The organism is Mesorhizobium kowhaii (assembly GCF_042431665.1).
Classification (GTDB): domain Bacteria; phylum Pseudomonadota; class Alphaproteobacteria; order Rhizobiales; family Rhizobiaceae; genus Mesorhizobium; species Mesorhizobium kowhaii.
Window position 1 is genome coordinate 254,584 of sequence record NZ_JBHLYT010000030.1, and the last position, 14,134, is coordinate 268,717.

At 62.0% G+C, this 14,134-nt stretch carries 16 protein-coding genes and 1 pseudogene; 7 read left to right on the plus strand and 10 right to left on the minus strand.

What is annotated here, in order from left to right; all coding sequences use genetic code 11:
• Positions 1 to 14 precede the first annotated feature (14 nt).
• Positions 15 to 188 (minus strand): hypothetical protein, encoded by a 174-nt coding sequence (locus ACFFNA_RS18700; protein WP_111544395.1) that lies wholly within the window; start codon positions 186 to 188, stop codon positions 15 to 17.
• Between the two features lie 155 nt (positions 189 to 343).
• On the opposite strand from ACFFNA_RS18700, the gene ACFFNA_RS18705 reads away from it, so the two are divergent.
• On the plus strand, positions 344 to 1,885 hold the full coding sequence (locus tag ACFFNA_RS18705; RefSeq protein WP_378920578.1) for a sensor histidine kinase: 1,542 nt from the start codon (positions 344 to 346) through the stop codon (positions 1,883 to 1,885).
• A 40-nt stretch (positions 1,886 to 1,925) separates the two neighbouring features.
• Here ACFFNA_RS18705 and ACFFNA_RS18710 read toward each other — a convergent pair whose 3' ends face one another.
• From ACFFNA_RS18710 to ACFFNA_RS18720, 3 genes are all read right to left on the minus strand, one after another.
• The gene (locus ACFFNA_RS18710; RefSeq protein ID WP_111544397.1) at positions 1,926 to 2,384 is read right to left on the minus strand and encodes a hypothetical protein; all 459 of its coding nucleotides are present in this window, start codon (positions 2,382 to 2,384) and stop codon (positions 1,926 to 1,928) included.
• A gap of 11 nt (positions 2,385 to 2,395) precedes the next feature.
• A complete protein-coding gene (locus ACFFNA_RS18715) occupies positions 2,396 to 2,722 on the minus strand; it encodes an ElaB/YgaM/YqjD family protein (protein WP_111544398.1) in 327 nt (108 codons plus the stop codon).
• A 129-nt stretch (positions 2,723 to 2,851) separates the two neighbouring features.
• On the minus strand, positions 2,852 to 3,613 hold the full coding sequence (locus ACFFNA_RS18720) for a Crp/Fnr family transcriptional regulator (protein WP_378920581.1): 762 nt from the start codon (positions 3,611 to 3,613) through the stop codon (positions 2,852 to 2,854).
• 208 nt (positions 3,614 to 3,821) lie between these two features.
• Between ACFFNA_RS18720 and ACFFNA_RS18725 the strand changes: the two genes are divergently transcribed.
• A complete protein-coding gene (locus tag ACFFNA_RS18725; protein WP_167458475.1) occupies positions 3,822 to 4,142 on the plus strand; it encodes a response regulator in 321 nt (106 codons plus the stop codon).
• Between the two features lie 188 nt (positions 4,143 to 4,330).
• Here the strand turns inward: ACFFNA_RS18725 and ACFFNA_RS18730 are convergent, their stop codons facing one another.
• Positions 4,331 to 4,882 (minus strand): RNA polymerase sigma factor, encoded by a 552-nt coding sequence (locus ACFFNA_RS18730; RefSeq protein WP_111544401.1) that lies wholly within the window; start codon positions 4,880 to 4,882, stop codon positions 4,331 to 4,333.
• 3 nt (positions 4,883 to 4,885) lie between these two features.
• Positions 4,886 to 5,080: a NepR family anti-sigma factor gene (locus ACFFNA_RS18735; RefSeq protein ID WP_111544402.1), complete on the minus strand. Its 195-nt coding sequence runs from the start codon at positions 5,078 to 5,080 to the stop codon at positions 4,886 to 4,888.
• Between the two features lie 233 nt (positions 5,081 to 5,313).
• Between ACFFNA_RS18735 and ACFFNA_RS18740 the strand changes: the two genes are divergently transcribed.
• From ACFFNA_RS18740 to ACFFNA_RS18760, 5 genes are all read left to right on the plus strand, one after another.
• A complete protein-coding gene (locus ACFFNA_RS18740) occupies positions 5,314 to 6,108 on the plus strand; it encodes a response regulator (RefSeq protein ID WP_111544403.1) in 795 nt (264 codons plus the stop codon).
• Positions 6,109 to 6,319: 211 nt separating this feature from the next.
• Positions 6,320 to 6,484 carry a DUF1328 domain-containing protein gene (locus ACFFNA_RS18745; RefSeq protein WP_027031438.1) on the plus strand — a complete coding sequence of 55 codons (165 nt, stop codon included), beginning with the start codon at positions 6,320 to 6,322 and terminating at the stop codon, positions 6,482 to 6,484.
• Between the two features lie 189 nt (positions 6,485 to 6,673).
• Entirely contained in the window at positions 6,674 to 7,705 is a 1,032-nt protein-coding gene (locus ACFFNA_RS18750; RefSeq protein WP_378920585.1) for a sensor histidine kinase, read from the plus strand.
• A 450-nt stretch (positions 7,706 to 8,155) separates the two neighbouring features.
• Complete coding sequence (locus ACFFNA_RS18755) at positions 8,156 to 8,482, plus strand: hypothetical protein (RefSeq protein WP_378920587.1); 327 nt, start codon at positions 8,156 to 8,158, stop codon at positions 8,480 to 8,482.
• A gap of 83 nt (positions 8,483 to 8,565) precedes the next feature.
• Positions 8,566 to 8,811, plus strand: a complete 246-nt coding sequence (locus ACFFNA_RS18760) for a YMGG-like glycine zipper-containing protein (RefSeq protein WP_111544405.1) — start codon at positions 8,566 to 8,568, stop codon at positions 8,809 to 8,811.
• Between the two features lie 168 nt (positions 8,812 to 8,979).
• Here ACFFNA_RS18760 and ACFFNA_RS18765 read toward each other — a convergent pair whose 3' ends face one another.
• The 4 genes and pseudogenes from ACFFNA_RS18765 to xylF form a co-directional block, all read right to left on the minus strand.
• Positions 8,980 to 10,620 (minus strand): CHASE domain-containing protein, encoded by a 1,641-nt coding sequence (locus tag ACFFNA_RS18765; protein WP_111544406.1) that lies wholly within the window; start codon positions 10,618 to 10,620, stop codon positions 8,980 to 8,982.
• 185 nt (positions 10,621 to 10,805) lie between these two features.
• Positions 10,806 to 11,606 carry an ATP-binding cassette domain-containing protein gene (locus ACFFNA_RS18770; protein WP_111544407.1) on the minus strand — a complete coding sequence of 267 codons (801 nt, stop codon included), beginning with the start codon at positions 11,604 to 11,606 and terminating at the stop codon, positions 10,806 to 10,808.
• A gap of 15 nt (positions 11,607 to 11,621) precedes the next feature.
• The gene (locus ACFFNA_RS18775; RefSeq protein WP_378920590.1) at positions 11,622 to 12,953 is read right to left on the minus strand and encodes a sugar ABC transporter permease; all 1,332 of its coding nucleotides are present in this window, start codon (positions 12,951 to 12,953) and stop codon (positions 11,622 to 11,624) included.
• 139 nt (positions 12,954 to 13,092) lie between these two features.
• A pseudogene (gene xylF, locus ACFFNA_RS18780) lies at positions 13,093 to 14,034 on the minus strand (D-xylose ABC transporter substrate-binding protein); the annotation flags it as partial.
• Positions 14,035 to 14,134 lie beyond the last annotated feature (100 nt).

Below are 14,134 nucleotides of genomic sequence, written 5' to 3' on the forward strand. Positions count from 1 at the left end.
TGAAGGCCGAAAATCTAGCCGCCTGGCGAGCTTCCTTGCTCTGTCGCCGGCGTCTTGGCCAATTCACCATAGATTTCGGCGATGCCCCAGGCAACGAAGGCCAGAAGCAGCGCGGCAATCAGGATACGCAAGCCGTGCCAGCCCCACCGCCCCTGACGCGCTTTGTTTTCGGGAATGATCTTGACCATGGTCGGCCCTTGTCTCGTTTTACGCCAACTGGCGCGCTCGACAAAACACAGTCGGGTAACGGTTCCTCGCTAGGATGGTTCCGGGAAAGCCGGCTGGTCATGAGCCGGCAGATGCGTGAAGCGGCGAAGGCCGGGACGGGCCATTGGGGACTTGGGTGAACAGCAAGGCGGAAACAGTGCCGAATCTGCCGGCCGAAGTTGCTCGTGCGGTCAAGGACGAGGACCGGCTGGCCGTTCTGCACGGGCTGGAGGAGTTAGACACGGCGGCCGATCCGGATTTCGACCGCATAAGCCGCCTTGCCGCGGCGGTCATGCAGGCGCCGATCGCCTTGGTGACGCTCGTCGACCACAAGCGGCAGTGGTTCAAATCCTGTGTCGGTCTGGACGAGACCGAAACCACGACCGATATCTCCTTCTGCGCCCATGCGATTGCCGCCGGCGACGAGCCGATGGTGGTGACGGATGCCACGACGGACCCACGCTTCAAGACCAACCCGCTGGTCACCGGCAAGAACCACGTCCGCTTCTATGCCGGCGCGCCGATGATCGTGGCAGGCGCCCGCATCGGCACGCTGTGCGTGCTGGACCGCAAGCCGCATGCCTTTCCGTCCCGCGCCAGGCTCGAGCAGTTGAAGGTGCTCGCTGGCCTCGCCGGCAGCCTGTTCACCTTGAAGGATGCGACCCGTAGCGGCGCCATCGCCGAGGCAGCACTGGTGCGTGAGGAGAAGAGGCGCGCCATCGCGCTCGATGCGGCTTCGCTCGCCAGCTGGGCGTGGGACATCCGCACCGACATCATCGAATGCGACACCTTGCTGTCGGAGCTGTTCAACCTGCCGCGCTCGAACCGGCTGCGGGCGCGCGACATCCTCACCGCCATCGATCCACGCGACGTCTACCAGACCGAAACCCGCTTTCGCGATGCCTTGACCGGCAGCGACGACTATTTCGGCGAATACCGGGTGAAGGGCTTTCATCCGCCGCGCTGGCTCGCCACGCGCGGCCGCGTCATCGAGCGCGACGGCGACGGTAAGCCGACCCTGATTTTCGGCGTCAACTACGACATCACCGAGCGCAAGCTTGGCGACGAGCGGCAACGGCTGCTGCTGCGTGAGCTCAACCACCGCGTCAAGAACACGCTGGCGACCGTCCAGGCGCTGGCAACGCAAACCGTGCGACATGCCCGCCAGCCGAGCGAATTCCTCGAAGCCTTCAGCGCCCGGCTTCAGGCCCTGGGCATCGCCCACAATCTGTTGTCCGACCGTGAGTGGCGCGGCATCGGCATCCGTGAACTCGTCCAGATCGAAGTCAGGCCTTTCGACACGACCGAACAGCCGCGCATGACAATCTCCGGCGACGAGTTGCTGCTGTCGCCCGACCAGGCTGTGGGGCTTGGCCTGATCCTGCATGAGCTGGCCAGCAATGCGCTGCAATATGGATCGCTGTCGGTGGCGTCCGGCAAGGTTGATCTCGGCTGGAAGAAGCAAGGCAGAAAAGGTGCCCGACGCCTTGTACTGACCTGGCGCGAAAGTGGTGGCCCGCAAGTCGCCCCGCCGGAGCGACATGGCTTCGGTTCGATCCTCATCCGCCGCAGCCTTGCCAAGGTCATTTCAAGCGAAGTGACCCATGAGTTCCGGCCGGAAGGCGTGTTTGCCGAAATATCGATGCCGCTGGAAGATCTGTCGAGTGACAAACCATGATCCGGTTTTCGGAAAGATCATGGTCAAAGAGAAAGCGGCCTTATTTCCGCTCGTCTTCATCCGAATCGTCTGACTTCACGTTTTCACGGTAGATGGCGTAGGCCGCCAGCGCCACGGCCGGCCCCAGAATGACGCCGAGACCGCCTTTGCCCTTGAGCAGCGCCGGCAGCACGGCAAGCGCCGCGGCGATGCCTATCGCTTTCATGTCGGCATTGCGTCGTTGCGCCCGGCGCCGGGCGCGCGCCCCCGCGGATATCTGGTAAATCAGCAGGATCAGCCCGGCAAGCACCAGGAAACCGGCGCCAAAGCCCAGCGCGGCGGCAAGCGACCCATAGCGAGTTGCCGTCCAGATATAGGCTGCCGCGACCAGAAAGCCGAGACCGCAGAGCGCTGCTGATATGGCGAGCCCATAGACGATTGCCGCCGTGCGCGCCCGGCGCATGGCGGCAACGGTTTCGCCCGATGCCAGACCTGAAATCAGGGATGCGAGCATTCCCATCTGGAATGCGACTAGCGACGCGCGAGAAGCGCGAAGAGGAAGCCGACGCCGGCAGCGATCGCCAGTGACGTCACCGGCTTTTCGCGCACGCTCGCCATCAACTGCGCTTCGATATCCTTGGCATTGCCGCGCAAACTATCAAAGGCTGCTTCGCCCTGTGCACGCAATTGCTCGACCCCTTCCGTGGCCGCACGGCGCGCGGTGCCGTAGCCATGCTCGCCGGTCTTGGCCAACTGCTTGGTAAGCTTGTCGATATCGGCCTTCAACTGCCTGATATCGGCTTCGAGGTCTGAATTCGACCGGCCTTCGTTTGCGGTCTTTCCTGCAGCAGTTGCCATTGCTTAACTCCTTGTGATTGCTTGATTTCAAACGCGCCGCATGTCTCAAGGTTCCGACATCCGGGACAAAGTACCCGAAAACGCCTGCGCGTGCACCCGATCCGCTGGCGCTGGCAAAAAGGCGCTTCGTCAGATCAGCGGCCGGCGCGCCTCGCCCAGCCCTTCCCAGCCGGCGAGTTGCTTGAGCCCTTCATTGTCGGTTACCTCGCAACCGCCGTCGCGCCAGACAATCAGCTTGCGATCCATCAGCTTGCGGATCGTCTTGTTGGTATGGACCAGCGACAGGCCGAGCGTGTCGGCGATGTGCTGTTGGGTGATCGGTATCTGGACGGATTGCTTGCCGTTCAGCCCAACGACCTTGGCCCGGCTGCCGATGAAGGCGATAAGATAGGCGGCGCGCTCGATTGCGCTGCGACGCCCGAGGCTGAGCAGATTCTCGTCCAGCATGCGCTCTTCGCGCGACGCGATCCAGGTGATATCGTAGGCCAGGCCGGGGTGATTGCGGTAGAGTTCGTGGAGATACTCGCGTTCGAAAACGCACAGCAGCATCGGCGACAAGGCCTCGACGGAATGCCGCATCTCGCCCATCACGCTACCCTGCAGGCCGATCAGATCGCCAGGCATGAGGTAGTTGAGGATCTGGCGGCGGCCGTCCCGCATCAGCTTGTAGCGGAACGCCCACCCGGAGAGCACGGTGTAGAGATGGGCGCTGTGGCTTCCCTCCACCAGGACCGTGGCGCCCTTGTCGACGGCGAGCTCGCCCTTCTTGAATTTGCTGATGAAGGCCAGTTCCTGTTTTTCAAAGTCGCGGAAAACCGGTAGCGGCCGCAACGGGCAGTTCTCGCAAGGATACTGGCGGCTGGAGAAAGCACGACCGTTCTGGCCTGACATTTCGACCCCTCCTCGAAAGCCCCCTCTTTGAAGGCTGCGTCCCAACGCGTTGCGGGGATCGAGGTTCCGGGGCGGCACATGTCTTTTTTAAATGACAGCTTGCCAAATAGCGATCATGACTCCCCTGTGTTTCGAGGAGCCCTTGCCTGTGTCCCCTTTGCTCGATGGATTGCGGATTCTGGTCCTGGAGGATGAATTTCTCATCGCAATGGATGTCGAGCAGCTTTGCCGTGATCATGGCGCCGGCGAGGTGGTGATCGCCCGCGATCTGGCCGAGATCGACGATCGGCAGGTCGCCACGCACTTCGACGCCGCCATTGTCGACCTCATGCTGGGCGGCGCCTCGACACTCGATTTCGCCTCGGGCCTGCGCGCCGCCGGCGTGCCGTTCGTGTTTGCTTCGGGCTATTCGGATCCCGATCAAATCAAGGCATCGTTTCCGGGCGTCAGGCTGGTTGGCAAGCCCTATTCGGGTGAGGACCTCATGCAAGCGGTGGCGGCGGCCTGCGGGCGGGGTTCTCCTGGTTGAGACACGATCCCGACTTAAGGTGTGTTGAGATTCAGGTCAGGCCGAGTCGAAAATGCTGGTTTTCGAGAACCGGAGCGGAGCGTACTTAAGTACCTGAGCACCGGAAGCGCAGAAAACCGCCGTTTGCAGGCCGGCATCACCTGAATATCAACACACCTTAAGTCGCGATCGCGCCTTGCGATCGCAGGTCAGTTGGCCGCCGAACCCGTTACCTGGGTCGAAATCGCATCCGGACCGTACTCGTCTTCGCCGGAGATCTTCAGGATCTCCTGCAATCGCGTGCGAGCCCGGCTGACACGACTCTTGATCGTCCCGACCGCGCAACCGCAGATTTCGGCCGCCTCCTCGTAGGAGAAGCCCGACGCGCCGATGAGGATGATGGCTTCGCGCTGGTCCTCCGGCAATTGTTCAAGGGCGTCGCGAAAATCCTTCAGGTCGAGCTGGCCATGCTGGGCCGGATGAACGGCAAGCCTGGCCGTCATGATGCCGTCGCTGTCCTGCACCTCACGCCCGCGCTTTCGCATCTGCGAATAGAATTCATTGCGCAGGATGGTGAAAAGCCACGCCTTGAGATTGGTGCCGAGCTGGAAGCTCTCATGCTTGTCCCAGGCCTTGACCAGTGTTTCCTGGACGAGATCGTCCGCCTTGTCGGCATTTTGCGTCAGCGACACGGCAAAGGCGCGCAAGCTCGGGATTGCCCCAAGCAAATCGGTCTTGAAGCCTTGGGAGACCGCTGCCATGCTTCAGTCCTTCTTCTGTGCGGGTTCGGCCTGTTCCAGTTGACTGAGCAACTGGGCGAAGCGATCCGGCACATCGTCAGAGACCAGCTCATCGTAATATTGTTTGAGTTTGCGTCCGATTTCGGAATTCGGCCCGAGTGCGTCACCGGAACCGTTCCGGCGCCTGCCCGCGACGCCAGCCAGAATATCTTTCGTCATATCCTCATTTTGCCCTTGTATTCCCAGCGCCCAAGCCGCTCACAATATTGCCCAACACAACGCAAGCGGCACCCTTGTCTGGTTGCCCATCCCGACTTCAAACGCCGTCCCCGCGCATTAGTTCCATCAAGGCCGGAACTTTTTCTCAAGACCCGCGTTGTTTGACCGGGGCTTGCAATCGGCTTGACCTGCACTCTATGCAACCCACGTCATTCTGAGGGAGACGTCTTACCATGAGCTTATCCGCCACCATCGCACCACATCTGCCGTTCCTGCGCCGCTTCTCGCGGGCCGTTTCCGGATCGCAGGAGAGTGGCGACGCGCTGGTCGCCGCCATGCTCGAAGCCATCATCGCCGATATCGATATCTTTCCCGAGGCCTCGAGCGACCGCATCGCGCTGTACAAGGTCTTCGCCAAGCTGTTCACGTCGATCGCCATCCGCGTCCCCCAGGAACGGGCGCAATCGGCATGGGAACAGCGCGCCGCCGCCAATCTGAATGCGATTGCGCCGCGTCCCCGCCAGGCTTTCCTGCTCGTCGCCGTTGAAGGTTTCAGCGAGGACGAGGCGGCCGAGATCCTCGATGCCGGCGACCAGGAATTTTCAGAGCTGCTTGCCCAGGCAAGCAACGAGATATCCCGCCAGGTGGCAACGGACGTACTGATCATCGAGGACGAACCGCTGATCGCCATGGATATAGAAGAAATGGTCGAGAGCCTCGGGCACCGCGTCGTCGGAACTGCGCGCACGCATGCCGAGGCGGTGACGATGTTCGGCAAGATGCGGCCGAAGATGGTGCTGGCCGACATCCAGCTTGCCGACGGCAGCTCGGGCATCGAGGCCGTGAACGAGATCCTGTCGTCGACATCGGTGCCGGTGATCTTCATCACCGCCTTCCCCGAGCGTCTCCTGACCGGCGAACGCCCCGAGCCGGCCTTCCTGGTCACCAAGCCGTTCAACCCCGACATGGTCAAGGCACTGATCAGCCAGGCGCTGTTCTTCGATCGCCAGGCGAAAGCCGCCGCGTAAGGATCGCAACACTTCCTGACGGCACGACACGACATCGAGGGCCGTCTGATGCGATGCATCAGGCGGCCTTTGCCATGTCGGGAACCCGTCATCAGCGAATTCCCGGCGCCACCCTGCTTAGAACGATTTGCAAGCATCGTCTTTTTCGGCAAATGGTGGAACAAACCGCATCTACCCACGTTTTCATTACGCCATTCGAAGGAGATGGATCATGCTTTACTGGGCGCTCGTATTTCTCGTCGTGGCAATCATAGCCGGCGCGCTTGGTTTCGGCGGCATCGCTGGCACGTCTGCCGGCATAGCGCAGATATTGTTTTTCATCTTTCTCGCTTTCCTGGTCATTTCGCTTCTCGCCGGCCTGTTCAAACGGGCGTGAGAACCGAGCGATCATCCGAGCGAACACTGGAAGCCGCACCCCTCAAACGGTTTCCAGCCACCGCCGGGCGGTATCCTTCAACGGACGCCGCTCGGCGGACCGCTTTTGGAGGCCGGTTTTCGGGAAATCCTCTTTGGAACCCATTTCACAGTGAGCCGTTCTGCCTGAGTTGGGTGGACAGATTGGCCGATGCGTTCCAGGACCGGAGATAGGAAAGAAGACGTGCCAAGCGATGAAGTCATCGCCCTGCATCCCGCCGAAAGTGGCATGCAACTTGGTCGGGCTCTTCTCCACGCGCTGCACAATGCCGGCATTTCCGTTCTCTATCAGGATCGCGAGCTGAAAACGGTATGGGCGCGCAACATGCGCGCGCCCTGGGTTTCCGACACCGCGGACGGCAACGGCATCCTGCCCGCGGCGCAGGTCGATCGCATCGGCGCAGCAAAGCGCGACGTCATCGCATCCGGCAATCCGCAACGCCTTGAAATCAGCGTTCCCGCGGAAGACGGTTTTCGCTGGTTTCAGGTCTGGGTCGACGCCGACCATGGCGATGGTGGCACGGTGCAAGGTGTCGTCACCACCATGGTCGAAACGACAGATCAGAAGCGCCGTGAGCAGACCCTGACGACGCTGTTGCGCGAAGTCAGCCATCGCTCGAAGAATCTCCTGGCGATCATTCAAAGCATAGCTACCCAGACCGGGCGCTATTCCGATGGCATCGCTGATTTCCTGACGCGCTTTCGCGGCCGGCTGCAGTCGCTGGCCTCGTCCCAGGATCTGGTGACCTCCTCAAACTGGCGGGGCGCGGCACTTCGCGAACTGGTGTCGGGCCAGGTCGGTCGCAACGGGGTGGACCCGTCGCACGGCCTGCGCTTCCGCGGGGCAAATCCCTATCTCAATCCCAACGCCGCGCTGCACATCGGCCTTGCCATGCATGAACTCGCTGTCAATTCGGTCAGCTACGGCGCCCTTTCACGTGCGGACGGCTTCGTTGAAGTTACGACCGATCTTGACACCGCTGCCGACGGCCTCGCGCTGTCGCTGACATGGGCCGAAGCGATACCGGCGAGCGACATCGAGCACAGCCAGAAGCGCTTCGGCAGTGTCGCGCTGGAGCGGGTCGTGCCCGCCTCCCTGAACGGAACGGCGACGCTGGAGATAATGCCCGGCCGCCTTGAATACCGCCTTGTCGTTCCGCACGGCAATTTCGAGACGGAATGAGCGCACCCCTTCGCCTGCTCGTCCTTAACCGGCTATTCACCATAAAAGCAGATGCTGTTTTTCCCGGATACCGCTGGAACCTGCCGCACCGCCGGACATTGCCGTAGCAGGACTTGCAGCATGGTGCGGGAGGAATGGCTTGATGGTTGCCGACATGAACAGACTGGAGCAGGCCGCCCGCATTTCGATGGGCGGGTTTCAGGACCTGGAGGCGTCCGCACCACCGCCTGCTCCTCACGCCTCACTGCGCCTTGCCGCCCTGGGGGTCTGACCGCGGTGATTGTCGCGGTCGTCCTGTTCCAGCTGGTCTCCTGACGTCCATCACACCCGCGCCTGCCATCGCGGCCGGCGACGGAATTGCCCGTTGCGCCGCGTTATTTCGCCGGTCGCCCTGCGGCCCAGGAACTTTGGCGGCTATGGACCGTTACTGTGGCGAGAGGACATGTCGCCATGGAACACATCGCTGCGTTGCTGCTGGTTATCGGTTGCTCGAACACGATGGCCGACTGCCGTGAATTGCAGGTGCCGGTGAGCGTTTTCGAGACCGCCGATCAATGCGTTGCCGAACGGCCATTCGCCATGGGCGACGTGCAGGGGCAGGCTCAGCACATCGTCGCCAAATGCCTTGCCGTCGATCCGGCGCTGGAAGACGACTATGACCAGATCGTCTGGAACGTGCGCGCGGACGGCACGCTCGACGCGTCCCTGGCAATTTCAAACGTCGTGATGGCATCGAACGCAGTGCGCCCAGAAAAAGACTATCTTCACCAACAATAGATTGCAGCAGCAAAGGCCGCCATTTCATGCTAAATGGCTGCTGGAGCTTACCAAAGTGTGGACACAAAGTGAGGAGTGACTCTATGCGGAAGATGATTATTGCCATGATTGCGGTGGCTGCCCTCAGCGGCTGCACCAGCACCGAGCAGGACGTGGTCGGCGGCGGCTTGATTGGCGCCGGTGTCGGCGGCTTGGTCGGCGGCGGCAAGGGCGCGCTGATCGGCGCGGCTGTCGGTGCCGGGTCCGGCCTGCTGGTGCGCAACCTGCGCAACGGCTATTGCCAGTATCGCGATCATCGCGGCCGGATCTACACGGCTCGCTGCAACTAGTTCGGCGATAATCGAAACGTCGATCCGGAGACCGGTCCGCCGGCCTCCGGATTTTCGACGTTTGGACGCACCATTTCTGTTCGCCTGATGATCGCCGTTTGAGCAATTCCAGGAAAAGTGCGAAACGGTTTTCCGTCCGGAATTGCGTAAAAACGTAAAAACAAGGCTCTAGCCCGTCAGCGGAATTCTGATTTCCACCTTCAGACCACTGGCCTGATAATCGCGGTTGATCGTGCCGCGCAATTCGCGCGTGACGTTGAGGTCGATCAGCTTGGTGCCGAATCCGGTTTTGGCAGGCGATTTGAGTTTCTTCTGTCCGGTTTCGCGCCAGTTGAGAACCAGCATCCTGTCGCGCCCGCGCCCTTCGAGCGACCAGTCGACCTTGAGCGCCCAATCCCCCTTGAGCGAATTGGCTGAATTGCCGGCTTCGCCATATTTCAGCGCATTCGTCGCCAGTTCGTGGAACGTGAGGCCGAGCGCCTGCGTCGTGGTTTCGTCGAGCAGCACCTCCGGTCCCGACAAGAGCTCTTCGGGCAGCTCCTTGCCGAACACCTGGCCGAGCTCGATGCGCAGGAGATCGCCAAGATCGGCCTTCTGCCAGCGCGAGCGCGTCAGCATGTCCTGAGACGCCGCCATCGCCTGCAGCCTGGCCGAGAAGGACGAGGAAAACTCGTTGACGTCTGTGGCTCGCGAAGCCGTCTGGCGCGCGATCGCGAGCACCCTGGTGATCGAATTCTTGATGCGATGCTTCATCTCCTGCAGCATCAGGTCTTTTTCGAGCAGGCTCTTTTCCGTCGTCTCGTGCAAGCGCGATGCGGCCTCATAGGCCCGCTCCTGATAGCGCGCCACCAGCGCGATGGCGCCCGCCAGCAGCAAGCCGAACAGCCCCAGCATCACCGGAATGGCGCGCGACGACGGCTGCGAGAAGGCGCTTGTCGGCCGGAACAGGACCGTCCACGGTTGGCCGGCCACCATGATCTTGCGGGTGACCAGCAGCCTGTCCCCGAAGGACGAAGCCGGCGGCGTCTCCGACCGGAACAAGAGATTGTCGCCACTCACCGCGCCGTCATAGATTTCGGTGTTGACCGGCAGCAGCGGCGACCGGCTGAGCGCTATCTGGAACAGGTCCCGGGCCCGAAAAGCCGCATAGAGAAAGCCGGCTGTCGAGGATCTGGACGCATTAATGACATCGGGTGCGGTTTCGACATTGAGCCGCACGAAGACGAAGAAGCCGGTGAACGTCTGCGCGGCACCCGTGTTCTGGCCGAGCTGCACCAGCCCGCTGGCGTGCTGCTGGTCGTCGGACATTGCCTTTTCGATGGCCACGCGCCGCACCGGTTCGCTGAACATGTCGTAGCCAATGGCGGCCTGGTTGGACGGATCCAGCGGCTCGAACATCACGATGGGCGCGCGCCAGGGTTGCGTGGTGTCCGGATAGATTGGATGGCTGACGCCATGGTCGTGCAGCATGTCGCGTTCGACCGCCGCCTCGTCTCCGGCCTTAACCAGCCTGAGAAAGCCGATACCGCGCAAGCCGGCGAAATTGTTGTCGACATCGAGCGCGTGGAAGAACGCCTTGAACTCGTTCTGGGAGATATCGCCGTTGCGGGCATCGAACAGGGCCTGCGTCGACCGCAGCAGCGACAGATGCAGGTCGATGCGGCTCTCGATCCGGTTGAGCGCGTCGTCGGCCGTTGCTTCGAACTTGATGCGGGCTGCCTCCTGGGTCGCGAAATAGGCAAACCCCGCCATCGTCATGCTGATCAGCGCAACGGCGATGAACGCGACGATTGGAAAAAGCTTCTTCAACGGATGATGCGGTCCATGGGCAATGTCGGACCTTTATGGGCAAGTCGCCGTGCCAACACAATGGTAAGGCCAAGCCATCATGACAGCTGGCATATCACATGACCGGCAACCCGCAGCCGGGCACGCTCGTCCGGCCAAAGCATGATCCCGAAAAGGGGGTACCGGTTTTCGGAAATGATCATGCTCTAGGCGGCGATCTTCAGCGCACCTGGTCCGGGGATCGCGCCGGGCGGGCATTTGCCCAGAATGATCATGCCGAGCACCTCGTCCTGGGTCACATCCGTGGTGCGCGCGGTGCCGACGACCTGGCCGTTCTTCATGACGCAGACGCGGTCGGCAAGCTCGAACACGTCGTGGATGTCGTGACTGATCAGGAAGATGCCGATGCCGTCGGACTTGAGCTGCTTGACCAGTTCGCCGACCTGCGCCGTTTCCTGCGGACCAAGCGCCGCCGTCGGCTCGTCCATGATCAGGATGCGCGCGTTGAACAGGATCGCGCGCGCGATCGCCACCGACTGCCGTTGACCGCCCGACAGCTTGATCACCGGGTCCTTGAAGCGCTGGAAGCGGGGATTGAGTCGGCCCATCACCTTGCGCGCCTCGGCCTCCATCGCAACGTCATCGAGCGTGCCCCATGCGGTCATCAGCTCACGGCCGAGGAACAAATTGGCGGCGGCATCGACATTGTCGGCCAGCGCCAGCGTCTGGTAGATCGTCTCGATGCCGTATTTCTTGGCGTCGCGCGGGTTGGAGATCGATGCCTCCTCGCCGTTGACGAAGATCTGGCCCGCGTCGCGCTTGTAGGCGCCGGACAGAATCTTGATCAATGTCGACTTGCCGGCGCCGTTGTGGCCGAGCAGCGCCACGACCTCACCGGGGAAAAGGTCGATCGAGGCGTCGTCGACGGCACGGATGCCGCCAAAGGCGATCGAAATGTTCCTCATGTCGATCAGCGCAGTGGCTGCGGGAGCGGTTTTATCTGACATAATCCTTGTCCTCCCCTAGACGCGCTTGCGATAGACGGTATCGAGCCAGACCGCGACGACGAGCACTGCGCCGACGACGATGCTCTGCAGCGGCGAGTCGATGCCGAGCAGCACCATGCCGGACTGCAGCGACTGCATCAGCAGCGCGCCGAGCATGGCGCCGAGCACCGTTCCGGAGCCGCCGGCAAGCGAGGTGCCGCCTATCACGGCGGCGGCGATCACCAGCAGCTCGTCCAACGTGCCCAGCGCATTGGTCGACGCGTTGAGGCGGGCCGACGAGATCGCCGCGCTGATCGCGGCCAGTACGCCCATGATCATGAACACCTTCATGGTCACCCAGCGGGTGTTGATGCCGGCGAGATTGGCGGCCTCCGGATTGCCGCCGATGGCAAAGACATAGCGGCCGAAACGGGTGCGCTTGGTGATGAAGGTCATGACGATACCGACCGCGACCGCCATCAGTACCGGTATGGCGATGCCGTGGGCGATGAACAGCCCGCCTTCGGGAATGGTGATGCCGTTCTGCTGTGCATACTGGCGCACGATGCCGATTGGCCATGGATAGGAATTGGCGATCCAGACGGCCCCAAGGATGGCAGCGCAACTGACCAACCCGAGAAAGGTTTCCGCCCAGACGGGGCGCAGTGGAAAGTTGAACCGTTTGCGCTGCGACCGGCCGTTGAGCAGCGCGAAAGCGACAGCCGCGCAAGCGACGATGCCGACGATCCAGCTGGCGCTGGCGCCGATCGAGCCCCGCGGTCCGCCGCCCATCAGCTGGAATGTAGCGTCGAGCGGCGCGACCGTGCGCCCATTGGTGATCAGCCATGCCATGCCGCGCCAGACCAAGAGACCGCCCAGCGTCACGATGAACGCAGGAACTTCGAGATAGGCGATGATGAAGCCCTGGAAGGCGCCGATCACAAGACCAAGCACCACGCCGGCGGCCAGTGCGATGATCCAGAGCCACGGATTTCCAAGCTGGAAGCCGATGACGCGAATGAGGAATTCGGCTTGCGCCACGCCCATGATCATACCGATCACGCCTTCGACGGAACCAACCGAAAGGTCGATGTTGCGCATGACGATGACCAGCACCATGCCGGTTGCCATGATCGCGACCGAGGAAGTCTGCACCGATAGGTTCCAGAGATTGCGCGGCGTCAGGAAAAGTCCGCCCGACAGGATGTGAATGCCGACCCAGATGACCAGCAACGCACCGACCATGCCAAGCATGCGCGTATCGAGTTCGGTTGCCTTCAGGAAGCGTCCGACGGCGCTCAGTTCAGACGCACGCGCCCGGTCTGCGGACGTATTTGCGGCAGGCGTGTTAGAGGTCGTGTCGGTCATGATGTCCTCCCACCGGTTTGCCGTCTGGCGCGGTTGCCGATGCTATTTGCTTTCCGCGGTCATTTGAAGCGGAATGCCCCTTGAGAAACGCCGCGGCCTTGAGGCCGCGGCGCCGAGATCGAACCGATCTGGTTCGGTTTTAGTTGCAGGCAGCGACCGCACCGGCGGCGACGCCCGCGCAGACTTCGTCCTTCTTGATCCAGCCGGCGTCGATGACGAGGTTGAGATTGTCCTTGGTGATGGCAACCGGGGTCAGGAACAGCGACTTGACGGTGTTGCCGCCAGGCGTCGTGAAGTCCTTGACGCCGGCGATGTCGGTCATCTTCTTGCCGTCGGCCAGCTGCGAGGCGATCTCGGCGGCGTTCTTGCCGAGTTCGCGCGCGTCCTTCCACACCGATACGGTCTGCGTGCCTAGCGCGATGCGGTTCAGCGCGGCGTGGTCGCCGTCCTGACCCGAGACCGGCACGGTGCCGGCAAGGCCCTGCGCCGTCAGCGCTGCGACGACGCCGCCGGCGGTGCCGTCATTGGCAGCGACCACGGCGTCGACCTTGTTGTCGTTGGCGGTGAGGAACTGTTCCATGTTCTTCTGGGCGTTGGCGGGCAGCCACCCGTCCGTATAGGCCTCACCTACATTCTTGATCTTGCCGCTGTCGATGGCCTCCTTGAGCACTTCCATCGAGCCCGAGAACAGGAAATCGGCATTCGGATCGGCACCGGAGCCCTTGATGAAGACATAGTTGCCTTCCGGCTTGACCTTGAACACTTCGCGGGCCTGCATGCGGCCGACTTCCTTGTTGTCGAAGGTCAGATAGAAGACGTCCTTGTTCTCGATCAGCCGGTCATAGCCGACGACCGGAATGCCTTCGTCCAGCGCCTTCTGCACCGCCGGGCCGATGGCCGAGGCATCCTGCGCCAGGATGATCAGCGAATTGGCGCCCTGCGAGATCAGGCTTTCGACATCGGTGAGTTGCTTGCCCGGATTGGACTGCGCGTCAGCGGAGATGTACTTGTCGCCAGCGGCCTCGATCGCCGTCTTCATGGCGGCCTCGTCGGTCTTCCAGCGCTCTTCCTGGAAGTTGGCAGTTATCTAAACAGTCAAGCTGTCTCACCGGCTTTTCATTGATCCCTTTCCATCGACGCCGAGCCTGACGCCGCCCGCAAGCGGTGGCGATCTCGTGCGC

What these genes read in the sequence shown, in the direction of transcription:
- ACFFNA_RS18700 (WP_111544395.1), bottom strand. Translation starts at nt 188, where the DNA reads ATGGTCAAGATCATTCCCGAAAACAAAGCGCGTCAGGGGCGGTGGGGC.
- ACFFNA_RS18710 (WP_111544397.1), bottom strand. Translation starts at nt 2,384, where the DNA reads ATGGGAATGCTCGCATCCCTGATTTCAGGTCTGGCATCGGGCGAAACC.
- ACFFNA_RS18715 (WP_111544398.1), bottom strand. Translation starts at nt 2,722, where the DNA reads ATGGCAACTGCTGCAGGAAAGACCGCAAACGAAGGCCGGTCGAATTCA.
- ACFFNA_RS18720 (WP_378920581.1), bottom strand. Translation starts at nt 3,613, where the DNA reads ATGTCAGGCCAGAACGGTCGTGCTTTCTCCAGCCGCCAGTATCCTTGC.
- ACFFNA_RS18725 (WP_167458475.1), top strand. Translation starts at nt 3,822, where the DNA reads ATGGATGTCGAGCAGCTTTGCCGTGATCATGGCGCCGGCGAGGTGGTG.
- ACFFNA_RS18730 (WP_111544401.1), bottom strand. Translation starts at nt 4,882, where the DNA reads ATGGCAGCGGTCTCCCAAGGCTTCAAGACCGATTTGCTTGGGGCAATC.
- ACFFNA_RS18735 (WP_111544402.1), bottom strand. Translation starts at nt 5,080, where the DNA reads ATGACGAAAGATATTCTGGCTGGCGTCGCGGGCAGGCGCCGGAACGGT.
- ACFFNA_RS18740 (WP_111544403.1), top strand. Translation starts at nt 5,314, where the DNA reads ATGAGCTTATCCGCCACCATCGCACCACATCTGCCGTTCCTGCGCCGC.
- ACFFNA_RS18745 (WP_027031438.1), top strand. Translation starts at nt 6,320, where the DNA reads ATGCTTTACTGGGCGCTCGTATTTCTCGTCGTGGCAATCATAGCCGGC.
- ACFFNA_RS18750 (WP_378920585.1), top strand. Translation starts at nt 6,674, where the DNA reads ATGCGTTCCAGGACCGGAGATAGGAAAGAAGACGTGCCAAGCGATGAA.
- ACFFNA_RS18755 (WP_378920587.1), top strand. Translation starts at nt 8,156, where the DNA reads ATGGAACACATCGCTGCGTTGCTGCTGGTTATCGGTTGCTCGAACACG.
- ACFFNA_RS18760 (WP_111544405.1), top strand. Translation starts at nt 8,566, where the DNA reads ATGCGGAAGATGATTATTGCCATGATTGCGGTGGCTGCCCTCAGCGGC.
- ACFFNA_RS18770 (WP_111544407.1), bottom strand. Translation starts at nt 11,606, where the DNA reads ATGTCAGATAAAACCGCTCCCGCAGCCACTGCGCTGATCGACATGAGG.
- ACFFNA_RS18775 (WP_378920590.1), bottom strand. Translation starts at nt 12,953, where the DNA reads ATGACCGACACGACCTCTAACACGCCTGCCGCAAATACGTCCGCAGAC.